Raw genomic sequence first — 24,469 nt, 5'->3', positions numbered from 1 at the left:
GGAAGCTTCAATCTGTGTTCGCCTTCTGGTATACAATTTCAATGCCCGGATCAGTGGATGATGTTGGCAGAACTGATACCGGTATTCCTGTTATTGCTTTCTATTGTGCGAGGACTAAGATCTGACGTGTCAGGCTTTTGTGTACCCGCTGAGAGAATGAATGGATGATCTCAAAATATTCTCCTGCCAATCCGGAGATATCCTGGTGGGTTACGATCACCGCACGACTCTCTCTCTTAAGTATGCGCTGGATCTCTGATAATGATTGGGTATAGAGCCCTTCAAGGCTCACAGCTTTTATCGCTGTGGATTGCCCGTATGGGAGATCTGTTGCGACAGCGTCAACTGATTGGTCTGCTATCGGAAGATTGCTGGTATCTGCTAAAAAGCAGACTGAATGAGGCAGATTTACCCGTGCCCCCTCTATCATTGCCGGATCGATATCTGATCCCGCTATTGTAGCGCCGATACATGCTGCTTCAAGCAGGATTCCTCCCGTTCCACAGAACGGGTCATAGAGGATCCCGCCCGGCTGAACTCCGGTAAGATTGACCATGGCACGTGCCATGAGCGGCATCATAACACCGGGATGGAAGAAGGGGCGCCGCATCGGGTTCCGGTATGCATATGATCCCCTATCGATATGGTGAAGCACCCGCCCAAGATAGCAGGTTCCGTCTGAGAAGATGGCACGGTATTCGATACGTGGATTCTTCAGTGAGACGGCACCATCGATGGAATTGCCCATCATCTTCTCCAGCTCCATCTTTGGTGCAGGAAGATCAGCAGGATGAATCCTTTTGATTCGGCAGGAGAACGGCTCTTCCGGGGCCAGAGCGAGATCCCTGAGAAGTGAGGCAAATGCCTCTTTCTCTGCAGAACATTCGCCAAGATACTCCATCACTACATGAGTCTGGGAGAGCCGGAGAGTATCTTCCGGAACCGGGCAGCTCGCAATGGCTACCTGCGGAGCGGTTACAAGCACCTTCCCGACACATCCAATCTCAGCCGCAGGCAGATCCGGGTGTTCTCCGGAGAGTTCAAAAAGCAGATTCATCCGTATATATATTGGCAATATGAGCTGAAATACCTGTGCAGGCTGAATTCAAAAAAGATACAAAAATGAGAGTTTAAAGGGTTATCTGCCCATTACCTTCTCAAAGAAGCCTTTCTTCCCTGATGTTCCCTCTCCGCTCTGTTCTGTCTTCATCTCAAGATCCCGGATCTTCTGATAGAGCTCTTTTACCTCGGCATCAGGGCTCTTTGGCGTTATGATAAGCACCCGCACATGCAGGTCGCCCGGCCTTCCACGCCTCCGTACCCCTTCGCCGGGGATCCTGAGGGCGGTTCCGTACTGGATGCCTGATGGTATTTTGAGACTGACTTTGCGGTCATCAATTGTCTCTATCTCTACCTCTGATCCAAGGACAGCCTGTGCCGGCGTGATCTGGACTGCGGTCTCTAGATTGTCGCCTTTCCGGTCAAACCGCTTGTCGGGCTCCACCAGGACTTCAATATAGAGATCCCCTGTCGGGGCGCCATAATCCCCGGCCTCGCCATATCCTTCCATCCGGAGCCGCATGCCCGGCTCAACACCTGCGGGGATATGGACGGTGATTGTCCTCTGGACCTGGGTGTGCCCGCTCCCGTTACAGGATTTGCAGGTCTGCTCGGGCACTTTTCCCTTTCCATTACATTCGGTACAGGTTGTCATCCTGACAAACTGGCCGAAGAGGGACTGGCTGACAGATCGCATCTGCCCGCTTCCGCCGCACCGGGAACAGGTCGTCTGGCGCTTGTTGGCACTCCCGGTTCCATCACAATCAGGGCAGGGTTCGGCATGCATCACCCTGACATCCCGGTCTGTTCCAAAGACAGCATCACGGAGCGAAACTGATACTCTCATCAGGAGATCGGCTCCCCGCTGTGGTCCGCCCCTCGCACCTCTTCCTCCAAAGAAAGAGTCGAATATATCTCCAAAACCGGAGAAGTCTGAAGAGAAACCGTAGTTTGCACTACCGGCACCACTGTAGCTTCCCTTCGAGGCATTGGTATATGCCTCATGACCAAGCTGGTCGTACTGGCGGCGTTTATCGGCATCGGAGAGGATGCTGTAGGCCTCGTTGATCTTTTTGAAACGATCCTCAGCACCCTCCTCTTTGCAGACATCCGGATGATATTTCCGGGCGAGGTTGCGGTAGGCTCTCTTTATATCTTTCTCCGGTGCGTTCCTCGGAACGCCAAGAGTGTCATAGTAGCTCTCCGCAACCATTCAGCTCACTCTTTCTTGACTTCGTAGTCGGCATCGACGACGGTATCGTCATCAGGTTTTCCTGCTTCAGGGCCTGCACCTGCTTCCTGTGCCGCCTCACCTGCCTTCTGGTAGAGTTTTGTGGTGACTTTGAAGACAGCTTCCTGAAGGGCATCCATCTTCTCCTTGATGGCAACGGTGTCTTCGCCCTCAAGTGTTGTCTTGAGTGCGGCTACAGCCTCTTCGATTAAGGTCTTATCCTCATCGTCAAGCTTGTCGCCGCTCTCCTTGATCAGCTTCTCGGCAGAGTATGCTGCCATGTCGGCATTGTTTCTGATCTCGATCTCCTCGCGCTTCTTCTTGTCTTCCTCTTCATGAAGCTGGGCATCTTTGACCATCTTGTCGATATCATCATCTGCGAGATCTTTCTTCCCGGTGATCGTAATCGACTGCTCATTGCCGGAACCGAGATCCTTTGCAGAGACATGTACGATACCGTTTGCATCGATATCGAATGTCACCTCGATCTGCGGAATTCCACGGGGTGCCGGTGGGATTCCGGTCAGCTGGAACCTGCCGAGAGAGAAGTTGTCACGTGCAAACTGGCGTTCTCCCTGGACGACATGGATCTCGACACTCGTCTGTCCGTCTGCTGCGGTTGAGAAGATCTGGCTCTTCCGTGTCGGGATTGTCGTGTTCCTCTCGATGAGCTGGGTGGCGATATTGCCGAGCGTCTCAATACCGAGCGTGAGCGGTGTCACATCAAGGAGGACGACATCCTTTGCTTCTCCGGAGAGGACTGCACCCTGGATCGCTGCACCGAGTGCAACACACTCGTCAGGATTGATACCCTTGTCCGGCTCCTTGCCGGTGATCCGCTTGACGGTTTCGACAACGAGCGGAACACGGGTTGAACCGCCGACGAGGAGAACATGCGAGATATCCTTTGCCTCAAGTCCTGCATCCTTCAGTGCATTCTTCACAGGATCGATCGTCTTGTCAACGAGATCCCCGATCAGCTGCTCGAACTTTGCACGGGTCAGATCGGTGTCGAGGAATTTCGGCCCCGAGTCGGATGTAGTGATGTAGGGGAGGTTGATATTCGTCTTCTGAAGGGTTGAGAGATCGATCTTTGCTCGTTCTGCTGCATCCTTCAGCCGCTGCAGTGCAACCGGATCTTTCCTGAGATCGACCCCCTCCTTCTTCTTGAAGTCATCGATTAAGAAACCAATAATCCGGTCATCAAAGTCATCTCCACCAAGCTGGTTGATACCATTGGTTGAGAGTACCTCAAAAACGCCATCGCCAAGTGTCAGGATCGAGACATCGAATGTACCGCCGCCAAGGTCATAGACGAGGACGGTCGACTCACCCTCTTTATCAAGGCCGTAGGCAAGGGAGCTTGCTGTTGGCTCGTTGATGATCCGCATCACTTCAAGGCCTGCAATCTTGCCTGCATCCTTTGTTGCCTGACGCTGTGCATCATTGAAGTATGCTGGCACGGTGATGACGGCCTTTGTGATCTTCTCTCCAAGATAAGCTTCGGCATCGACCTTCAGCTTCTGAAGCACCATCGCCGAGATCTCCTGGGGAGTATACTTCTTATCGCCGATTGCAACGGTTTCATTCGTTCCCATCTTCCTCTTGATCGAGGCGATAGTTCTGGTCGGATTCGTTACAGCCTGGCGTTTTGCAACACTCCCGACAAGGCGCTCGTCATCTTTTGAGAATGCAACAACCGAGGGGGTTGTCCTGGCGCCTTCGGAGTTTGGGATCACCTTCGGGGTTCCCCCTTCCATAATCGCCATGCAGGAGTATGTCGTTCCAAGATCAATTCCAAGAATTTTTTCTGCCATTTTTATCACTCTTTATTTTGTTTACCCTGCGATACTGCCACTTTGGCGCATCGTATCACTTTATCATGCATGCAATACCCGCGGCATACCTCATCGACAATCGTTCCCTCTTCCTCATCTGAGGGGATGGCTGCGATCGCTTCATGCTCATTTGGGTTGAAGCGGACATTTGCACATTCGATGGGGGTGATGCCGTTTCTCTCCAGGATTGAGAGGAATAATTTGTGAATCTGCGAAAGCCCCTCTTTGGGATCAGCATCTTCTGCTTTGAGCGCCCGCTCGAAATTGTCGAGAATATCCAGTACCTCCAGTGCAAATTGTTCATTTGCGAACCTGAGGATCTGTTCCCTCTCCCGTGCGGATCTCTTTTTGAAATTCTCAAAGTCTGCAGCGAGCCTGAGGAATTTATTATTGAGTTCCTCATATGCTTCCTGAGTCACTTTGGAATCTCCTTCATCTTTAACCTCGCTCGCTTCACTCTCATTGCTCACAATCTCTTCCTGTCTCTGGGTTTCATCATCCTCCATAGAAGATCACATCAAAGTGTTACACTATCTATTGCAATGCAGTTCTATATAAATTTAACCTTTACCTTACGTAAATGGGTGTTGGATGCCCTCCGGTGTATCATTCATACGAAGAAGCAAAATAGCCGTATTTTCAATTTCTGAACATTTTATAGGAGTATGGCGTTTAATGGGTGTGATGGATGAACGAAGGTCAGATCAGGGGGCGCAGGCGGGTGAAAACCCTATCTGATGAGAGTTGTACAAGATCATGTATGGCTCCCGTCGCGTCTTCTCACATTTCCTGGTGGATGTCAGGTATGGGTGAGTTCTAATAATCCTGACGATCAATAGTTCTCACATGAGAACGGCTCTCCTCTCTGTCTGGGATAAGACAGGAATTGTTACATTTGCCCGCGTTCTTCATGAATCAGGCGTCAGTATCCTGAGTTCAGGTGGTACCGGCAAGGCGCTTAAAGACGCTGGGATACCCTTCACCGAGGTCTCTGCCTACACCGGCTCTCCTGAAATGATGGATGGCCGGGTAAAGACCCTCCATCCGAAGATCCATGGCGGTCTCCTCGGCAGGCGTGGGATCGATGATTCCGTTATGGCGGAGCACGATATCCCCGGAATCGATCTGCTGGTTGTGAACCTCTATCCATTCGAAGCCATGTCCGCACAGGATCTCCCTCTTGAAGAACTGGTTGAGTTCATCGATATTGGCGGTCCTGCTATGATCAGGGCCGCTGCCAAGAACTACAGGGATGTTCTTGTCTGCTGCGATCCTGCTGATTACCCGGCGATTGAAACTGCAATGGCAGAGGGAACGGTTTCTGCTTCACTCCGTCTCTCCCTTGCAAAAAAGGCGTTTGCCAGGACTGCTGCCTATGATGCTGCCATCAGCAACTATCTAAGCAGCCTGGACTCCACCTTCCCGTCTGTCCTGACGGTCCAGTTCCAGTCCGGACGAATGCTCAGGTACGGGGAGAATCCGCACCAGCAGGCTGCCGTCTATGGAACCGTCGGGATCGCCGGGGTTGAGCCGCTCCAGGGCAAACAGATGTCCTATAACAACTATCTCGACCTCAATTCCGCAGTCGGCCTTCTCAGGGAGTTTGATAATCCCGCATGCGTCATCGTCAAGCACAACAACCCCTGTGGTGTTGCAACCGGGGAAACACTCATCGACTCCTATATACGGGCACGGGATGTCGATCCTGTCTCGGCATATGGTTCCGTTGTTGCGATGAACCGCGAGGTCGGATCTGATGTGGCAGAAGCAATCTGCAGCACCTTTGTCGAGGTGATCATCGCACCCTCATTCTCATCAGAGGCTCTGGAGATGATGAAGGCAAAAGAGAATATGCGGGTTCTGATTATGCCTGAACCCTCACTGGCTGATGAGCTTCGGTCCATCGACGGCGGTATCCTCTGTATGCGGACACCTCCATACCTCGAACACTGGGAAGTGGTATCAGAACGTGAGCCGACTGCAGCAGAACTGGATGCAATGAGGCTTGCATGGCGGGTCTGCAAACACACAAAGAGCAATACGATCATCTTTGCAAACAACGAGGAGACCCTTGGGATCGGAGCTGGCCAGATGAGCAGGGTTGATGCGGCAAAGATCGCGATCGAGAAGGCGAATAAGTCCCTGAAGGGATCGGTTGCCGCCTCCGATGCCTTCCTCCCCTTCCCCGACACTTTAGAGGTGGCGTCAGACGCGGGAGCAACCGCCCTCATCCAGCCCGGCGGCTCAATCCGGGATGCCGAGGTTATTGAGGCGGCCAACAAGCGGAATATGGCGATGATCTTCACCGGAGTCAGGTACTTCAGGCATTAGACTGGAATATTCCCTGACAATAATCAAAACCTACATTTTTATATTTAATGAAAGTTCTTCATAATAAATAATATCTATACTATTATTATACTGCTTTTTTTCAGGCATTGCATTCCCGATGAAACTTGATCGTCTTTCCCTCTTGTATTCCCTCCATTACACCAATCGGGCATTTTTTCTCCCTGTATATCGAACTTCTCACAGTATCACATCTTAATCTTTCAAAAAAGCCCAATTATCGTTCATTTATGGGTTAAATATATATACAAAGAAGATCGTATTCTGATTACCACAGAGGTGGTGACACTATGGAATATGGTACATTACTTGGCAACTCTTTTGAGTATACAAAGGAATGTCTGATCGGTAAGTGGATGAAGTGGATTCTCCTCATCATCTCATCGATCATCTTCCCTCTTATCTATGGGTATGTAATGAGAATTTACAAGGGAACGACCCCGGCTCCCGAACTTGAAAACTGGGGCGGTCTCTTCATTGACGGTATCAAGCTGCTGATTGTAGGAATTATCTACGCAATACCCCTCATAATCGTTGCATTTGTCATGGGCTTCGGTGCAGCCGGTGCTGCCATGGCAGGAGGGGATATGGCAGCCTTTGGTGCAATGGGTCTTGGCTTACTTGTCTTTTTCATCGTTGCTATCATCATCATGCTTATCCTCCCGATCGCCTACATCCGGTTCTCACGGATGGAATCATTTGGCGAGGCATTCAACTTCGGTGCTATCTTCGAGACCATCGGTAAGATCGGCTGGATCAACTACATCATCGCACTGATCATCCTCGGAGTTGTCCTTGCTGTTATCCAGTTCGTCCTGATGCTCATCCCGATTCTTGGCCAGCTCCTGCTCTTCATTCTCATGCCGGCGTTCATCATCTTCACAGCACGCTACATGACGCTTGTCTATGACAGCGCTGCCTGAGCAGAACAGAAATTAACTCTCTTTTTATTATTTTGCCGACATTGGAGAGCCTCGGCCATAAATAGAGTGATGATAAGACTTGCTCTTTGGGACTATCGGGGATGCCCTGAATGAAGAATGGAGAAATGCAATTGTTTCCCAACCAGTTGAAAAAAACAACCTATTAAATATTCTCACATACCATTATTGAAATGGTGCTTTCCACTATGAGTGATTGCTTTATTTGTTAAAAGCCCACGCTTTTTAGACACGACACTGCGTGACGGGGAACAGACCCCCGGTGTATCGCTGAAACCCGATGATAAGTTAAACATTGCAACACTTCTCTCAGACATTGGTGTTTCTGTCATCGAGGTTGGATCAGCTGTTGCATCTGATGGAGAACGAGAGTCTCTCAGGCTGATATCCGATGCCGGACTGAAGGCAGAGATCTGTACTTTTGTCCGGGGTGTCCGGCTTGATATCGACTATGCAGCAGATTTTGGTGCTGAATCCATCCATCTTGTCATCCCGGTATCTGATCTTCATATCGAGAAGAAACTCCAGAAAGACCGGGAGTATGTGATGAAGATGGCATGGGATTCTGTCGAATATGCAAAGGATCGCGGCTTGATCGTAGAGCTCTCGGGCGAAGATGCATCAAGAGCCGACCAGGCATACCTGTACGATCTCTATGCAGGGGGAGTTGAACGGGGTGCGGATCGGATCTGCTTCTGTGATACGGTCGGCGTAATGACCCCCGAGCGGGCGGGTGAGATCATCCCGCCTCTTGCCACACTCGCGCCTCTCTCGATCCACTGCCACAACGATCTGGGGCTTGGCCTCGCAACGACCCTCTCCGCCCTGAAATCCGGTGCATCATGCGCCCATGTGACGGTCAACGGCCTGGGTGAGCGGGCAGGCAACACCCCGCTTGAGGATCTTGTGATGTCGCTTGAGGTCCTGTATGGTGTGAAGACCGGTATCAAAACCGAAGAGCTCTATCACCTCTCCACACTCGTATCCAGGCTTACCCGTGTACCGCTTCCGACAAACAAGGCGATCGTCGGGGAGATGGCATTTACCCACGAAAGCGGCATCCATGCACATGGCATCCTCCGTGATGCTGCAACCTATGAGCCGATCATGCCTGAGATGGTCGGGAGACGGCGGCGGATCCTCCTTGGAAAACACTCGGGCAGCGCCTCTGTTGAAGCAGCCCTGTCAGAGATGGGATACAGGACAGAACCACGGCAGCTCCAGGAGATCGTCTCACGGGTGAAGCAGCTTGGCGATGAAGGAAAGCGGGTCACCGACTCGGATCTCCATGCAATCGCAGAAGCGGTGCTGGATATCTCCTGCACGCCGGTGATCCAGATGAAACAGTTCACGACGGTCTCTGGCAACAGTGTTATGCCGACGGCATCGGTTACCCTGACCGTCAATGGTGAGGATATCACCCAGGCATCCACAGGAACCGGCCCGGTTGACGCGGTCATCATGGCCCTCAGAAAGGCGGTGCAGGATGTTGGCGATATCACCCTTGAAGAATATCATGTCGATGCGATCTACGGGGGAACAGATGCTCTTGTAGACGTCACAGTTAAGTTAAGGAAGGACGGAGAATTGATCACCTCCCGCGGCGCCAGAACGGACATCATCATGGCGTCGGTTGAGGCGATGATATCCGGAATGAACAGGTTATTGAGGAAAAAAGATGAAAACCGGGGCTAAAATTCTCATTGAAGGACTATTGCGGCAGGGAGTGACGACTATCTTCGGCTACCCCGGTGGTGTGGTACTCCCAATCTACGACGAGCTGTACGACTCCCCCCTCCGCCATATTCTTGTGCGGCATGAGCAGGCTGCAGCCCATGCGGCAGACGGGTATGCACGTGCTTCCGGCAGGACAGGTGTATGCCTGGCAACATCCGGGCCGGGAGCATGCAATCTTGTTACCGGGATTGCGACTGCATATATGGACTCCGTTCCTATGGTGGCACTGACCGGACAGGTCCCAACAGCCCTGCTTGGAAACGATGCCTTCCAGGAGTCTGATATCACCGGCATCACGATGCCTGTCACAAAACACAGCTACCTCGTCAAGAGGGCTGAGGATATCGACACGGTTCTTGCTGAGGCATTCCATATCGCCGGCACCGGCAGGCAGGGTCCTGTCCTGGTTGATCTTCCAAAAGATGTCGTGACCAATGAAGCGCCCGATCCGGGACCCCTGAAGGAGGTCTCCCTCAGAGGGTACAACCCGACATTCAAAGGGCATCTCAGGCAGATTGAAAAAGCCCTCTCCATGATAGCAGAGGCAGAGCGGCCGGTGATCTATGCGGGCGGAGGCGTGATTGCATCAGATGCATCACCTGAGCTTGTCCGGTTTGCTGAGATGACCGGGATTCCGGTGACGACCACCCTGATGGGCATCGGAGCAATCCCCTGCGATCACCCCCTCAACCTCGGCATGCTCGGGATGCATGGTACAAGATATGCAAACTATGCCATCACCGAATGTGATCTCTTAATCGCCATCGGAGCACGGTTTGATGATCGGGTAACCGGCAGGGTTCAGTCTTTTGCCCCGAATGCCAGGATCATCCATATTGATATCGATCCTGCCGAGATTGGAAAGAACAAGGTGGTTGATCTCCCGATCGTCGGCGATTCACGCCAGGTCCTGATCTGCATGCTCGACCGTCTCACCGGAACAACCGACAGGTCTGTCTGGAATGAGAAGATCAGCCACTGGAAGGTGCAGTACCCGATGGCCTGCCCGGAAGACGGGGTGCTCAGGCCGCAGCTTGTCATTAAAACCCTCTCCGATCTCCTCGATGGAGAGGGGATCATCGTCTCCGAGGTCGGGCAGAACCAGATGTGGACCGCACAGCAGTTCTGTTTCAAACACCCAAGAACCTGGATCACCTCCGGGGGTCTTGGGACGATGGGATATGGCCTGCCTGCTGCAATGGGAGCCCACTTTGCCCGCCCCGATCTCCCGGTCTTTGATATTGCGGGAGATGGGAGTATCCAGATGAATATCCAGGAATTTGGCACCATCGTCCAGTATGATATCCCCGTCAAGGTTGTCATCCTGAATAACATGTACCTCGGGATGGTCAGGCAGTGGCAGGAGCTCTTCTATGACCGCCGCTACTCCTATACCGAACTGCCGTCTGTGGACTTCGTCGGTATTGCCGCAGCATATGGAATCGACGGAATGAGGGTCGATTCTGCAGATCAGGTGAAAGAGGCGCTCACTGCCGCCATCGATACAGACGGCCCGTTCGTCCTTGACTTCAGGGTCGAGCGGGAGGAGAATGTCTTCCCGATGGTCCCTGCCGGTGCTGCCATCAATGAGATGATCGGGGGGGAGAAGAAATGAAGGTCCATACCCTTTCAGTCCTTGTTGAGAATCGTGCCGGTGTCCTCTCACGGGTTGCCGGAATGTTCTCCCGCCGGGGATTCAACATCGAGAGCCTGGCTGTCGGCACCTGCGAAGTGCCTGAGATGAGCCGGATCACCATCACCGTGCATGGGGATGATACCCGGATCGAGCAGGTGAAGAAGCAGCTGAACAAGCTGATCGATGTCATCAAGGTCTCGGATATCACCTATCACGAGCATGTGCGGCGTGAACTGGCGCTCATCAAGGTGGTTGCAAACCCGGGCAGTTCCCGTGCCGAGGTGATGCAGATCGCAGATACCTTCCGTGCACAGATCATCGATGTCGGTGCGAAGACGCTTATCCTTCAGGTGGTCGGCCCGCCAGAGAAGATCGATGCACTCGAGAAACTCCTCCGCCAGTACGGGGTGAAGGAGCTTGTGAGGACGGGAACGATCGCGGCACTGCGTGGCTCAAAGACCACAGCCGGAGATTAGACCTTTCTCATCACTATTTTTTAGTTTTCCGCCGGATAGATCACGCATTTTAATTAAATGCCGTGACATACTATAGCATGACATGATCGGAAACGAGATTTGGCCGGATCGTTCTTCTTCCATCAACACGCTCCTGCCCGTTCCCTGCCAAATCATCATTCATCGATCGAGAAAGCCGGAGCATTCATGACACTAGCCGGAATCGGAACCATTCTGATCATTCTGATTTACTGCATCCTGCTGATTGGAATCGGGATTGTGGCATCACGGAAGATCAACACGACAAGCGACTATATCGTAGCGGGCAGGTCGCTTGGCTTCTGGGTCTTTACGATCCTGATGGTCGCCTCAATCTGCAGTGGCATGACCCTGGTCGGGGTGTCGGGGTATGGGTATACCTCCGGCTGGCCCGGAATATGGGAGCAGATCGCAGTCCCGCTTGCTGCTGCCTTCTGTATCACCATATTCGGTGTGAAGCTCCATAAAATCGGCAATGAAAACGGGTATATGACCCTTGAGGATTATTTTGCCCACCGGTTTGAGAGTGTCCGTGAGCTCCGGGCACTCTCGGCAATTGCCGGAATCGCTGTCTCACTGATCTATCTTGTCGGCCAGTACACCGCCATCAGTATCGTGTTGATCTGGCTCTTTGATATTGCCCACTGGCAGGCACTGGTCATTGCAGGGATCATCATCACTGCCTACACCGTCATCGGAGGGCTCTATGCAGTCTCCTGGACAACACTTCTTCAGGGCGGTCTCCTGATTGCCGGTGTGATTGCGATTGCCCCCGTCCTGATCGCAAAGGCAGGTGGCCTGACACATATCAATGGTGTCCTTGCCGGAATTGATCCGAACCTCGTCGAGCCCTGGTTTCCACAACCAATCTATGCCGATTATGCCTTTGCAACACCTGAGTTCCTCCTCTCCTTTGGCCTGTTGATGGTGGTTGGCCTTGCCTGTGCTCCGCATGTCATCAACAATGTCCTCGCGGCACGTGATGTGAAATACTTCAAATGGTCTCCCCTGTTGGCATTTCTGATCTACCTTGTGGTGATGCTGCTCGTAAAGTTCGCAGGCTTTGCGGTCCGTGTCCTGGTCGAGGAAGGCTGTCTGGTGCTCCCGGAAGCGATCAATGCTCAGGACTATGCATTTATGTACGGGGTTGAGTACGCCGCCCCGAATGTCTTTATATGGGGCATATTTGCCGTTATTGTACTTGCTGCGGTGATGTCTACGACCGATCGGCTTATGCTGACGATCGGGACGATGTTCTCCTGGGATATCTACAAAAACATTCTCAATACCGATGCCCCGGACAGCCGGGTTCTCTGGATCTCACGGGTCTCTGTCTTTGTTGCAGCTGCCATCTCGCTCATCCTTGCCATCAACCCTCCCGCAATGCTCGCCTGGCTGATTTGGATGGGGATTGGTGTGATGCTCTCAACATTTGCAGTCCCGATACTCGCAGGACTCTACTGGCGGGGGGCAACAACAAAGGGGGCGCTTGTATCGATGAGTGCCGGGCTGATCTCATCTGGGGTTTTTGGCTATTATCATCAGTATGTTGCCGCACTCCCGGTACATTTCAGCCTCTATTCGGTGACGGTATCGGTTCTGGCGATGGTTATCGTCAGCTGGCTTTCTGAGAAGAACAGCCCTGAGGTTCTTGATAAAACAATGACAGGCTGGTATATTTTCAGGAGATGATGGCGATTATAAGAGAGAACTGATCTCTGGTTGCAAAAACCAGAAATCATCCTCTCTAAACTCCCATCTCTTCCATTTTGCTTTTTTTCCCTGAGACTTCCTGCTGGTATCCTGCATCTTCTGATGAATCGATAATATGTGATGATCCGGTGAATCATCGGATATTTCCCTTTCGATGCGATCAGGATCGAGCATGTTATATGTTAGCATGGCACACATTAGCATTATATGATATTTGGATTACCTGACCACACGGTGTATGCCGTTCTTGGAACGATACTGGTTATCATCATTCTGCTGGTTATCTGGGCATTGAGATTCCCGGAGGGAGACTGAGTATGGCAGATGCAATGACGTTTGTCATCATCATCTTCTACTTCCTTCTCCTGATCGGGATTGGTGCCTGGGCATCACGGAAGATTATTAATACCGAGGATTACATCCTCGCGGGCAGATCGCTTGGTTTCTGGGTCTTTACGATCCTGATGGTCGCCTCGATATGCAGCGGAATGACCCTCCTTGGGGTATCGGGGCTTGGCTATGCCTCTGGCTGGCCGACGATCTGGGAGCAGATCTTTGTTCCTGCGGCCGCTGCCTTCTGTATCACGATCTTTGGGATGAAACTCCATACGGTCGGGCGTGAGAACGGCTATCTCACGCTTGAAGATTATTTTGCCCACCGGTTTGAGAGTGCAAAGCACCTCCGCGGGCTCTCTGCCATCGCCGGGATCACCGTCTCGCTGATCTATCTTGTCGGCCAGTATACCGCAATCAGCATCGTCCTGATCTGGCTCTTTGGGATAGAGCACTGGCAGGCGCTGATCATTGCGGGTATCATCATCACGACCTATACGGTGATCGGCGGCCTCTATGCGGTTTCATGGACGACCCTTATCCAGGGACTGATATTGATCTTTGGTGTCGTTGCGATTGCACCGTTCCTGATCATGCGGGCGGGAGGATTAACGCATATCAACGAGGTGCTCTCCGGCATAGATCCGAATTTTGTTGCACCGTGGTACCCAACCCCGGTCTATGCAGGATACGCCTTTGCAACACCGGAGTTCCTCTTCTCGTTTGCCATCCTCCTGATGGTCGGGCTTGCCTGTGCTCCGCATGTCATTAACAATGTACTTGCTGCAAAAGAGACGAAATACTTCAAGTGGTCTCCCCTGATTGCGTTTCTCATCTACCTTGTGGTGATGCTCCTTGTGAAATTCGTCGGATTTGCGGTCCGTGTCCTCGTCGAAGAAGGCCAGATCATTCTCCCTGATACCATAAATGCTCAGGACTTTTCATTCATCCTCGGAGTCGAGTTTGCCGCACCAAATATGCTTATCTGGGCGTTCTTTGCCGTTATCGTGCTGGCTGCGGTGATGTCAACAACCGATCGCCTGATGCTCACCATCGGCACGATCTTCTCCTGGGATATCTACAAGAATATCCTTCATCCGGAAGCATCAACAAAGAAAGTGCTCACCGTATCCAAAGCCTCGGTATTCCTTGCAGCTGTCATCTCACTTATTCTTGCGATTAACCCTCCGGAAATGCTCGCCTGGCTCATCTGGATGGGAATTGGCGTGATGCTCTCAACCTTTGCCATCCCGATCCTTGGAGGGCTCTACTGGCGGGGGGCGACAACCAAAGGCGCACTTGCCGCTATGGCATGTGGCCTGATCGGATCCGGCATCTTTGGGTACTACCACCAGTACGTGGCCAAGCTCCCGGTTCATTTCAGCCTGTATTCGGTGACGCTCGCACTGATTGCCCTTATTGTTGTGAGTCTTCTCACCGCAAAGAACAGCCAGAAGGTGCTCGATGAGACAATGACGGGTTGGTATATATTCAGGAGAAAGTAGGATTTGATAGTTAGATGTCGGATAGGATAGGAACCTTTATCATTCTCCCCCCCCTTCTCCAATAAATCGATAAAGGAAAAATGCGAATGGTGGCGGGAGAAAAACTATCCGGCAGAATACCATTTCGATGGCTGCTCTTTGGAATCATCGTCCTGATCATACTTGCAGTCACCGGAATGGTGCTGCATATCAATTATTCATCCGCACGAAACCAGTTTGAATCTGAAGTGCTGACACTCCAGGAGAACACCGAGTTCAGCCTTCTCCAGTCGATGCAGCTCATCGATCAGGGCTATCTTCTCTTTGACCACTCTCTCGATTTCAAGCTTAAAGAGCCGATGGATCTCTTTCTTGCTGCATATCATGATACCGGAGGAGATCCCGGGGCAGTCGATCTTGAAGAGCTTAAGCGATTATTTGGGGAAGGATATGAACTCTATATCATTGACGAGCATGGAGTGATCATCCATACCACCTATCCTCCCGATTACCTGATGGATTTCTCGGCATATCCCTGGTTCTTCAGCCGCCTGACAGGGATAAGGCTTGGTGGCGAGTATGTCTCTGATCGGATTACTTATGATCTCTCCACAGGAACAAACAGGAAATTTGTCTACCATCCAACACCAGATTATCGGTACATCCTTGAGATAAGCTACACCGATGCAGAGATCGAGGAGATCAGATCTACCCTCCATTACACTGAAGCTGCAGCGAATATCATTCAAATAAACCCCTACCTGACCTCTATTCGGATCTTCAACAAAGTGGGTGATGAGGTCGGGAATTCTTCGATACCTCCGGACGAGCAACGGACCCGGATCATCGCCGATGTTCTTGATACCGGAGTTCCAGTCCAGATCAACAGCCCTGAGACGAGCTCCTACACGCGGTATATCTATGCGGATTTCTCGGAACATGACAGCCCTGAGATGATGAACCTGGTTGCTGCACTGACTTATACGACAGCTCCAATAGAGCGTGAACTCGAGACCCTCTTCCAGAAACACCTTTTGGTTGCCGGCATTGCGCTCCTCCTTGGTGGCATACTTGCATTTGGCGCAACCGGCCGGATCAACCGGCCGATTAAGCACCTGGTCCATGATACCGAAACTATCGCGAGTGGCGAACTCGATCACACCATCGGGGTATCCAGCCTCCCAGAGCTCAGGTCACTCTCCCTCTCGATCCAGCAGATGGTGGATCGCCTGAAGGATATGATGGGCCGGCTTCAGGCATCTGAAGAAGAGCTGAGGGTACAGAATGAGGAGCTTGAGGAGCGGGTGCTTGAGCGGACGGCAAAACTCAGTGAGGCGCTCTCCGAACAGCAGAAGACCGCAGACGCTCTGAAGCATTCCAACAAAAAGCTGCAGCTCCTGACGAGTATCACCCGCCACGATATCCAGAATAAAATCCTTGCACTCAGTGGCTACATAGAACTGGCGGGGATGACTGATCACAACCCCAAAACTCTCTCATATCTCAAGGAAGCCGGTGCTGCATTATCGGCAATCGAGGAACAGATTGCATTTACGGGAGAATATGAGAAGCTTGGTGTCCACGAACCACAGTGGCTCTCCCTCCGTGAACTGATCGGGCGGATACAGGATGGTTCCCTCCCTGTCCGATGCGATTGTCCGGGATACTTCATATATGCTGATCCGATGGTTGAGAAGGTCTTTTCAAACCTGATGGATAACACGCTCCGCCATGCAGATGGGGCAACAGAGGTGAGGATCAGCTGTAGTGAGACAGATAACGGTCTTTTAATCCTCTATGAAGATGACGGCCCCGGCGTTCTGGATGAGAATAAAGAGCTGATCTTTGAACGTGGCTTTGGTACAAATACAGGTTATGGCCTCTTTCTTGTACGGGAGATCCTTGCCATCACCGGAATTACCATCCGGGAGACGGGGGTGTATGGTGAGGGGGCGAGATTTGAGATCCTTGTGCCGGAAGGCTGCTACCGGATGGATGTAAATGCCTGAGAAATCACTCGGATTGGCAAACCAATCTTATGATGAAAATATTTTTTTTCTGATATATCTGGCTTATTCAGTTAAATGACAACCTTTATGCGGGTTCCTGTCATCGTATAGATACAGACCCTTTTGGTGCATATGGTGAACACGTCTTCATTCACAGAGAAAATCCCTTTCAGCTGGCTTCTTTTCGGTAGCATAGTGCTCATCATCCTTATTGTCACCACCGTCGTCATCAATGTCAATTACAACAATTCCCGCGAGCAGCTCGGGAACACCATGCTCCTCCAGCAGGAGAAGAATGAAGAAGGGCTCATCCAGTCGATGCTCCTTGTTGATCGGGGTCTTCTCCTCTTTGACCAGTCTCTTGATTACAAACTCAAAGCTCCAATGGATTCTTTCCTCTCTGCATATGAAGAGAGTGGAGGTGATCCCGGTCGAATCGATCTTGAAGGGGTGAAGGCATCATTTGGGGATGGCTATGAGCTCTATATCATCAATGATGCAGGGGTGATTGAGTATACTACCTACTCCCCCGATCATCTCCTGGACTTTTCAGAGTACCCGCAATTCTATCGCCGCCTGACGAAGATCCGGGAAGGAAATATTTTTGTCTCAGATCGGATTGTCAAGGATTTCTCCACCGGCATGTTCCGGAAGTTTGTCTATCACCCAACCTCTGATCACCGCTATATCCTGGAGATCAGCTATATGGATGATGAGATCCAGGAGATGCGATCGGCGCTCAGGTACTCTGTGGCAGTGGAAAGGATCAGTGAGATGAACCCGTACCTCACCTCGGTCAGGATTTTTTATTTCAAAGGGGATGAGGTGGGAAATCCCAGTTATGTTCCTGAAGAGTGGCGCTCAGAGATCATTGAAACGGTGCTGGAAACCGGAGAATCACTGGAATTTAAGAATCCGGCTTCTGAGGTATATACCCGCTTCCTCTTCATCGATCTCTCCTCAAATGGCAACCCGCCTGAGATGAATCTCGTTGCAGAGATGACCTATACGACTGCCCCCATTCAGCAACATCTCCACAATCTCCTGATGCTGCATCTTATGATCGCTGTCATTGCGATTCTGATTGGAGGAATTCTCGCCTATGCAGTCACCGAACGGATCACATGGCCTATTCACCGGTTGGTCGATGATACAGAGGTCATCTCCGGTGGGAATCTCGATCATCCAATCGGGATCGCGGGACCCCCGGAGCTCAGATCCCTCTCCCTCTCGATCCAGCTGATGGTCGATCGGCTGAAGGATATGATGAGCCGGCTCCAGGCATCCGAAGAAGAGCTGAGGGTGCAGAATGAGGAGCTTGAGGAGCGGGTGCTTGAGCGGACCACTGACTTAACAGAAGCCCACGCGAGGGTCGGCTTCTATCTTGACCTGATTACCCATGATATCAATAACACAAACCATACCTCATTGCTGTATCTTGAACTCCTGGAATCAGAGGCTGATGAGACCCTTGAGCGCTATATCGAAGGCCTTAAAAACTCCCTGAAGAAAAGTGACGAGATCATCGATAACGTCGCGACCCTGCGGGAGATCCAGGATGCAGAGGCATCACTTGTGCCGGTTCGGATCGGACCCATGCTCAGAAAAGAAGCGGATGCAGACGATCGGATCACCCTTCTCATGGAGGATGAAGACATCTCTGCCTGTGCAGACTCTCTCCTCTCACAGGCACTCTCGAATATCATTGTAAACAGCCTGAAGTTTGGGGGTGACGATGTCAGCATCACCATCTCAGTAACCACAACAGAAGATGCCGTCCTGATACGAATCGACGATACCGGACCCGGCATTCCGGACGCGACAAAACCGGTAATCTTTACAAAATACACACGGGGAACCGAGAGGGTAAGGGGGAAGGGGCTTGGCCTCTTCATCGTCCATACCCTGATAGTTGATCGCTATGGCGGTTCGATCATCGTTGAAGACCGGGTGCCGGGCGATCCCACACAGGGTGTATCATTCGTTATCCGGCTGAAAAAAGTGGACAAATAGCCTCTACCGGGAGATGAGGATCGTCTTCTCCCAGGTATAGGCATCAATAAATGACAGGCCGTTCTCACGCCCAAACCCGCTCCCCTTTACCCCGCCAAACGGCACTTCCGGGGGGAGCTTCATATGCTGGTTTACCCAGACGATCCCCGCTTCAAGTTCCTCTGCTGCCCGTTCAGCAGTATTGATCTGTTGTGTCCAGATCGAGGCGCCCAGTCCAAAGCGTGTGCTGTTGGCAATCTCGATCCCCTCATCCAGATCGCCCGCCCGGATCACCGGGATGAGGGGGCCGAAGATCTCTTCAGAGAGCACTTTTGAATCCGCGGCACATCCGGTGGCAAGGGCAGGCGGGCAGAAGAAGCCCTTATGTGAGAGCCCTGCCGAGAGTTTCCCTCTCAGAATCCTGGCTCCCTCATCCTCAAGCCTCAGGATTGCATCTTCCACGCTGTTTTTCCCTGCTTCGTTATTCAGAGGGCCGATCCGGGATGCGGGATCGCAACCATCACCAATGACAACCTCCGGGATCGTCTGCTGAAGCCGTGAGATGAATGCATCATGGATCTCATCCATGACAATCATCCGCTTTGGAGAGGTGCAGATCTGGCCGCAGTTATAGAGGCGGAGTGCAAGAGCTGCATCGGCGGCTGCAACCGGGTCAACATCGGAACAGATGATCATCGGATCGTTTCCGCCAAGCTCCAGTGTCAGCCTCTTCATGGTGCCAGCTGTTGCCCCGGCAATTGCCCTGCCTGTTTCAATACTTCCGGTGAATGAAATCTTCTTCACCGCATCATGACGGATGAGGGGATCGCCTGCATCTGCACCATTCCCGGTGACGATATTCAGCACCCCTGGAGGAAGTCCTGATCGCTGCATCGCCTCACCGAGTGCAAGAACAGCCATCGGCGCCTGTATAGAGGGCTTCAGAACAAGGGTATTTCCTGTCACAAGAGCGGCCCCGATCTTCCAGGCGGCGATCAATACCGGCATATTCCATGGGATGATCGCGGCGCAGACCCCAAGCGGCTTCCTCTGCACCACGCCATATCCGTACCGCGGCAGTCTCTCGGAATATCCGGCTGTGATGAGGGATGCCGATCCGGCATAGTACTCAAAAACTGCCGCTGCCCCAAGCACCTCATCCTTTGCTTCACGGAGCGGCTTGCCCTGTTCTGTTGTCAGGATGAGGGCGAGCCGGTCTGCTTCCCTCCTGATCAGTTCAGCTGACCGGAAGAGGGTGATACCCCGGTGGGAATTGGGAACCTCGCTCCATCTCACAAATGCCTCACTCGCAGCCTCCACCGCAAGCCTGACATCCTCCGCTCCACCGGATGGAACCTCCCCGGCAGGGGTGCCGTCTGCGGGGTTTTTGATCCGGGTGCGCTTACCAGAGACCGATTCAGTGAACTGATCGCCAATCATCATCTGCATACAGAGAGATCCAGGGTATGATCAGATAATAGTGGTGATCGGAACCAAAGAGAAGATATAACGTTGAATACCATCGAACAATAACGTGAGATGGAAGAGAAACATTCATTCATCGCACGGATGCCGGATGAGCCTGGCTCGCTCCTGAAAGCGGCCGATATCATCAGGCGGCACAACGGCAACATCACCCGTATCCAGTTCAACCGGCGGATCGATAAGAACACGGTCTTCTTTGAGATGACCGCAACCGCTTCAGACTACCGCCTTATCCGGGAGGGGCTTTCTGAGATAGGCTACCTCCAGTCAAATATCCCTCCGGTGAATATCCTCCTCTTTCATATCTATCTCCCCACCCCGCACCGTCCCGGCGCCCTCTATGATGTCCTCACCGCCTGTGCAGAGGCAGGGGCCGATGTGTCAGAGATCGACTTTGATGATACCGGCAGGCACCCGGATCGTCTGACACTCCGCCTGAATGTCGTCGATTCCCCACGGGTTGAGGAGGTGATTGATTTCATCAAGAGCCGGTACCGTCTTGAGATCCTCGAATATGATAGCCTCGGCGGTGCCCTTGACGAGACGATCTTCTATATCTGCTTTGCACAGAAGATCCGGCCATTCCTCGGGGAGGCAAATGATGAGTTCCTCCTCTCATTGCTTGGCGATCTGAACCATGTCGTCCAGGAGCTGACCAATCGCGGCGAAGATCCAAAACTCGTCTTCAACCAGATCGAACGGATCGGGACGTTTCTCACGGAAACAACCGGGGAAGGGTTCTATGCCGACTATCAGCAGATTGAAACCCCGGATGGCTCCTCGCTCACCTGTATCCAGCCACCGGGCGGGGGGAGCGTCTTTATCTTTGATGCCGGATCTGATCGGCTGATGATCGATACCGGATATGGGATCTATCATGACGATATCGAGCGGATGCTCCATGAGATCGGCAAGTCCGGGTACAAAGGCATCTCCCGCATCATCTGCACCCATGCAGATGCCGATCACTGCGGTGCCGCGGGGCTCCACCCGGTTTCCTCGTATCTCCACCATGGAACCGATGCGATCATAGAATGCAATAACCGGGGATACGGCTCACGGAGCCAGGATCTCATCCTTGAAGCTGTCTATACGGTGATCATCAACCTCTTCTCACGATGCACCCCGCCAGAGGAGCGGCATATCTTTCCGAAAAATGAGATCGGACGACGCGGCATCTTTCCGGTCATCGATACCTTCTCGATCGGCGGCTTTTCCTTCGAGGTGCTGGAGAGCCTTGGGGGGCATATCTATGGCCAGGTCTTCCTGCTTGCAGCCGATATCGGCCTCCTCTTCACCAGCGATGCCCTGATGAACTTTAAAAGCCTCACTCCTGAACGCCAGGAATATAACTCGATAGCAGATTTCCTCGTCACCTCGGTGAATGTAGATTCTGATCTGGCGAGGCAGGAGCGGCATGCCCTGATGGCACTTGCAGAGGAGATCGATTCTGATATGAAGAAGATGGGAACACGCTGTCTCATCTGCGGGGGCCATGGTGCGGTATCTGTGCTTGAAGAAGGAAAGCTGGTCGCGTATGGTGATATCCGCCATTACCAGCACCCGGCATAAGGCTTTTTTATCAGAGATGCGATGGATATATCATGGCATCTCCCATACTGGCAGTGATACTGTCTTTCTTCATCCCCGGTCTTGGACAGTTCTATACCGGGCAGTTCTTAAAGGCTATCGCCCTCTTTGTGATGGCAGCACTGTTTGCCGGTCTCTCAACCATACTTATCGGGATTCCATTCTATATTCTCATCTGGCTTTACAGCATGTACGATGCCTATGTCACAGCAGAACAAGGTGGTGAGTGATGATCGGTGATGCTCCACTCATCCTCCTGCTTATAATTGAGTTCATTGCAGTCGTCTTCCTGGCACTTGGGTACCTGATCAAATACCGGAAGATGACGAACCTCATTGCCGGATTTGACAGAAAGACCTGTGCAGATCCAGAGGGGCTGATCGCATGGGTCGGGAACAGCCTGCTCGCACTTGCAGTAGCTGCTGCGGCGATATTCTTCCTCCTCCTGCTTCTTCCGGAGTATGCACTGATTATATTCTTCGTTTATACAGCAGGTATCGTTCCGGTTGGCGCGATTATTGTCGCCTATCGGGCGCGGAGCTTTGATAAAAAGAAGTAATTCGTTGATCTGTGTGGGTTTTCAATAGGGGACGAGCCTTCATCTGGTTATGGGGTGTTCGAATCATGCATTCGGATTTCTTCACTCAGATATTTTTCCCCATCGCCCCGGCCCCGTTCGCAGATGCTTCGCAGGGAGGTTGTACTGTTCGGCCGCAGATGCAGCGCGGGAGGAGCGGGAATGTTTTGGGGGGCTGCCAGAGCAGATACACGCCCGATTCTTTCAGAATCGCCTTTCAGGTTGCTCTCTCGAGCAAGGCTTTATCAGCTCTTTCATCCCGCCCCCTCGCTACCCCACCCCCCGATACCCGCGTCGCACCTGCTTCAAACTACCCGCATGAAATAGCGAGTTGCGACAAAAAAGAGTGATTCAGCTGGAGTTATACTTCTCCAGCTCCATCTCCCGAAGTTCTTTTCTTTTGATCTTCCCTGAGATCGTCTTTGGGAGTTCCTCGACAAACTCGATGGCACGTGGATACTTGTATGGTGCTGTGACATGCTTCACGTAATTCTGGATCTCACGGACGAGCTTGTCTGAGGGCTCAAAACCGTCTTTGAGGATGACAAAAGCCTTCACGATCGTTCCTCTCACCCGGTCAGGGACACCGACAACCGCAGACTCTTTCACAGCCGGATGTTCGAGGAGTGCGGATTCCACTTCAAATGGGCCAATCCGGTATCCTGAACTCTTGATAACGTCGTCGTCTCTCCCGACAAACCAGAGATACCCATCCTCATCCATCGTCGCCTTATCACCGGTATAGTAGAAATCACCGATAAAGACCTCATCTGTGGCCTGCTTGTTCTCCAGATATCCGGAAAAAAGACCAATTGGACGGGGATTTGTTCTAATGGCGATGGTTCCAACCTCCCCAACAGGAACCCTGTTCTGTTCCTCATCATGGAGTTCGATCTCCCATCCCGGCGATGGGCGTCCGATTGAACCAGGCTTTGCCTCCATGCATGGGAAGGTGCCGACACAAAGCACCGTCTCGGTCTGTCCGTATCCTTCATAGATGGTAACCCCGGTCGCCTCTTTCCAGACCTTGATCACCTCAGGGTTCAGGGCTTCACCGGCACTGATGCAATGGCGAAGCTGCGAGAGGTCGAATGCATCCAGATCTGCGAGGATCATCATACGGAAGATTGTCGGGGGTGCGCAGAAGGTGGTGATCTCATATTTCTCAAGAAGGGGAATGATCTCGGTCGGGTTGAACTTTGTCCTGATATCATAGACAAAGACACATGCACCACAGATCCATGGGCCAAAGAACTTGCCCCATGAGGATTTTGCCCATCCCGTATCGGCAAGGGTGAGGTGCAGGTCATTCTCCCGGAGATCGTACCAGTACTTCCCGGTGATCAGATGTCCAAGAGGGTAACTATGATCGTGAATGACCATCTTCGGATCTCCGGTTGTTCCGGAGGTGAAGTAGATCACCATCGGATCGGTTGATTTCGTCTTCTTTCCGCCCGATAAGGGAGCAAGGCGGTGGGAAGCCGGTGCCGGATAGTTCAGCTCCACCGGATAGCTGATCCAGTTGGGTAGTTCACCGTCAACGACGAATCTCAGATCCAGTGAGGGACATTCCTCGCAGATCTCATCCACCTTCCATGCGTTCTCAACATCGGTGACGATCATCCTGAATTTGCCCAGGTTCACCCGGTATTTCAGATCTTTTGGTGTCAGCATCGTCGGGCATGGACAGAAGATCACGCCAAGTTTGATTGCGGCGAGTGCAAATGTCCACCATTCCGGGATCCTCGGAAGCATGATCAGGATCCGCTCTCCTTTCGCGAGATCGCGTTTCATGTACATATTGGCGATCTGGTTGGAGAGATTCATCAGGTGACGGAAGGTATAGTATTTCTCTTCCCCGTTCTGGTTCACCCAGATCATGGCGAGTTTATTCCTGTCTCTCTCTGCCATTGCATCGATGGCATCGAACCCAAAATTATAGTATTCCGGAACGTCGATCCGGAAATCACGATAGCCCGCCTCGTAATCGGGCATATTATG

At 52.1% G+C, this 24,469-nt stretch carries 18 protein-coding genes; 12 read left to right on the top strand and 6 right to left on the bottom strand.

From position 1 onward, the window contains the following. Window positions 1-100 precede the first annotated feature (100 nt). The 4 genes from ACYUBO_RS07075 to ACYUBO_RS07060 all read right to left on the bottom strand — a co-directional run bounded on the left by ACYUBO_RS07075 (window position 101) and on the right by ACYUBO_RS07060 (window position 4,634). Window positions 101-1,057: a methyltransferase domain-containing protein gene (locus tag ACYUBO_RS07075; RefSeq protein ID WP_460373281.1), complete on the bottom strand. Its 957-nt coding sequence runs from the start codon at window positions 1,055-1,057 to the stop codon at window positions 101-103. A gap of 81 nt (window positions 1,058-1,138) precedes the next feature. Further along, entirely contained in the window at window positions 1,139-2,272 is a 1,134-nt protein-coding gene (dnaJ, locus tag ACYUBO_RS07070; RefSeq protein WP_460373280.1) for a molecular chaperone DnaJ, read from the bottom strand. A gap of 5 nt (window positions 2,273-2,277) precedes the next feature. After that, complete coding sequence (gene dnaK / locus ACYUBO_RS07065; RefSeq protein WP_460373279.1) at window positions 2,278-4,107, bottom strand: molecular chaperone DnaK; 1,830 nt, start codon at window positions 4,105-4,107, stop codon at window positions 2,278-2,280. 5 nt (window positions 4,108-4,112) lie between these two features. Continuing rightward, on the bottom strand, window positions 4,113-4,634 hold the full coding sequence (locus tag ACYUBO_RS07060) for a nucleotide exchange factor GrpE (RefSeq protein ID WP_460373278.1): 522 nt from the start codon (window positions 4,632-4,634) through the stop codon (window positions 4,113-4,115). 340 nt (window positions 4,635-4,974) lie between these two features. Here ACYUBO_RS07060 and purH point away from each other — a divergent pair, with 340 nt between their 5' ends. The 9 genes from purH (at window position 4,975) to ACYUBO_RS07015 (ending at window position 18,837) form a co-directional block, all read left to right on the top strand. Further along, window positions 4,975-6,459 carry a bifunctional phosphoribosylaminoimidazolecarboxamide formyltransferase/IMP cyclohydrolase gene (gene purH / locus ACYUBO_RS07055; RefSeq protein ID WP_460373277.1) on the top strand — a complete coding sequence of 495 codons (1,485 nt, stop codon included), beginning with the start codon at window positions 4,975-4,977 and terminating at the stop codon, window positions 6,457-6,459. 308 nt (window positions 6,460-6,767) lie between these two features. Continuing rightward, the gene (locus ACYUBO_RS07050) at window positions 6,768-7,400 is read left to right on the top strand and encodes a DUF4013 domain-containing protein (RefSeq protein WP_300331957.1); all 633 of its coding nucleotides are present in this window, start codon (window positions 6,768-6,770) and stop codon (window positions 7,398-7,400) included. 210 nt (window positions 7,401-7,610) lie between these two features. Then, complete coding sequence (locus ACYUBO_RS07045) at window positions 7,611-9,113, top strand: 2-isopropylmalate synthase (RefSeq protein WP_460373276.1); 1,503 nt, start codon at window positions 7,611-7,613, stop codon at window positions 9,111-9,113. Beyond that, the gene (gene ilvB / locus ACYUBO_RS07040; protein WP_460373275.1) at window positions 9,097-10,770 is read left to right on the top strand and encodes a biosynthetic-type acetolactate synthase large subunit; all 1,674 of its coding nucleotides are present in this window, start codon (window positions 9,097-9,099) and stop codon (window positions 10,768-10,770) included. The genes ACYUBO_RS07045 and ilvB overlap by 17 nt, the downstream gene beginning before the upstream one ends. Then, complete coding sequence (ilvN, locus tag ACYUBO_RS07035; RefSeq protein WP_460373274.1) at window positions 10,767-11,267, top strand: acetolactate synthase small subunit; 501 nt, start codon at window positions 10,767-10,769, stop codon at window positions 11,265-11,267. Before ilvB ends, ilvN begins: the two co-directional genes overlap by 4 nt. A gap of 186 nt (window positions 11,268-11,453) precedes the next feature. Beyond that, window positions 11,454-12,977 (top strand): sodium:solute symporter family protein, encoded by a 1,524-nt coding sequence (locus ACYUBO_RS07030; RefSeq protein ID WP_460373273.1) that lies wholly within the window; start codon window positions 11,454-11,456, stop codon window positions 12,975-12,977. 338 nt (window positions 12,978-13,315) lie between these two features. Further along, entirely contained in the window at window positions 13,316-14,836 is a 1,521-nt protein-coding gene (locus ACYUBO_RS07025) for a sodium:solute symporter family protein (RefSeq protein WP_460373272.1), read from the top strand. A gap of 86 nt (window positions 14,837-14,922) precedes the next feature. After that, complete coding sequence (locus tag ACYUBO_RS07020; protein ID WP_460373271.1) at window positions 14,923-16,824, top strand: HAMP domain-containing sensor histidine kinase; 1,902 nt, start codon at window positions 14,923-14,925, stop codon at window positions 16,822-16,824. A 195-nt stretch (window positions 16,825-17,019) separates the two neighbouring features. Next, entirely contained in the window at window positions 17,020-18,837 is a 1,818-nt protein-coding gene (locus tag ACYUBO_RS07015; RefSeq protein WP_460373270.1) for a sensor histidine kinase, read from the top strand. Window positions 18,838-18,840: 3 nt separating this feature from the next. On the opposite strand, the gene ACYUBO_RS07010 is transcribed toward ACYUBO_RS07015, so the two are convergent. Next, a complete protein-coding gene (locus ACYUBO_RS07010) occupies window positions 18,841-20,265 on the bottom strand; it encodes an aldehyde dehydrogenase family protein (RefSeq protein ID WP_460373269.1) in 1,425 nt (474 codons plus the stop codon). A 90-nt stretch (window positions 20,266-20,355) separates the two neighbouring features. Here ACYUBO_RS07010 and ACYUBO_RS07005 point away from each other — a divergent pair, with 90 nt between their 5' ends. Genes ACYUBO_RS07005 through ACYUBO_RS06995 form a run of 3 tightly spaced genes read left to right on the top strand, consistent with a single transcriptional unit; the run spans window position 20,356 to window position 22,450 of the window. Next, on the top strand, window positions 20,356-21,873 hold the full coding sequence (locus tag ACYUBO_RS07005) for an MBL fold metallo-hydrolase (RefSeq protein WP_460373268.1): 1,518 nt from the start codon (window positions 20,356-20,358) through the stop codon (window positions 21,871-21,873). A gap of 32 nt (window positions 21,874-21,905) precedes the next feature. After that, the gene (locus tag ACYUBO_RS07000) at window positions 21,906-22,121 is read left to right on the top strand and encodes a DUF5683 domain-containing protein (protein WP_460373267.1); all 216 of its coding nucleotides are present in this window, start codon (window positions 21,906-21,908) and stop codon (window positions 22,119-22,121) included. Then, entirely contained in the window at window positions 22,121-22,450 is a 330-nt protein-coding gene (locus ACYUBO_RS06995; RefSeq protein ID WP_300331214.1) for a DUF3784 domain-containing protein, read from the top strand. Before ACYUBO_RS07000 ends, ACYUBO_RS06995 begins: the two co-directional genes overlap by 1 nt. A 369-nt stretch (window positions 22,451-22,819) precedes the next feature. On the opposite strand, the gene ACYUBO_RS06990 is transcribed toward ACYUBO_RS06995, so the two are convergent. Continuing rightward, a complete protein-coding gene (locus ACYUBO_RS06990) occupies window positions 22,820-24,463 on the bottom strand; it encodes an AMP-binding protein (protein WP_460373266.1) in 1,644 nt (547 codons plus the stop codon). Window positions 24,464-24,469 lie beyond the last annotated feature (6 nt).

The sequence above is a fragment of the Methanocalculus sp. MC3 genome (assembly GCF_054767395.1).
Note: the sequence above shows the minus strand (reverse complement) of the source record. Positions and strands in the feature narration are given on the sequence as shown.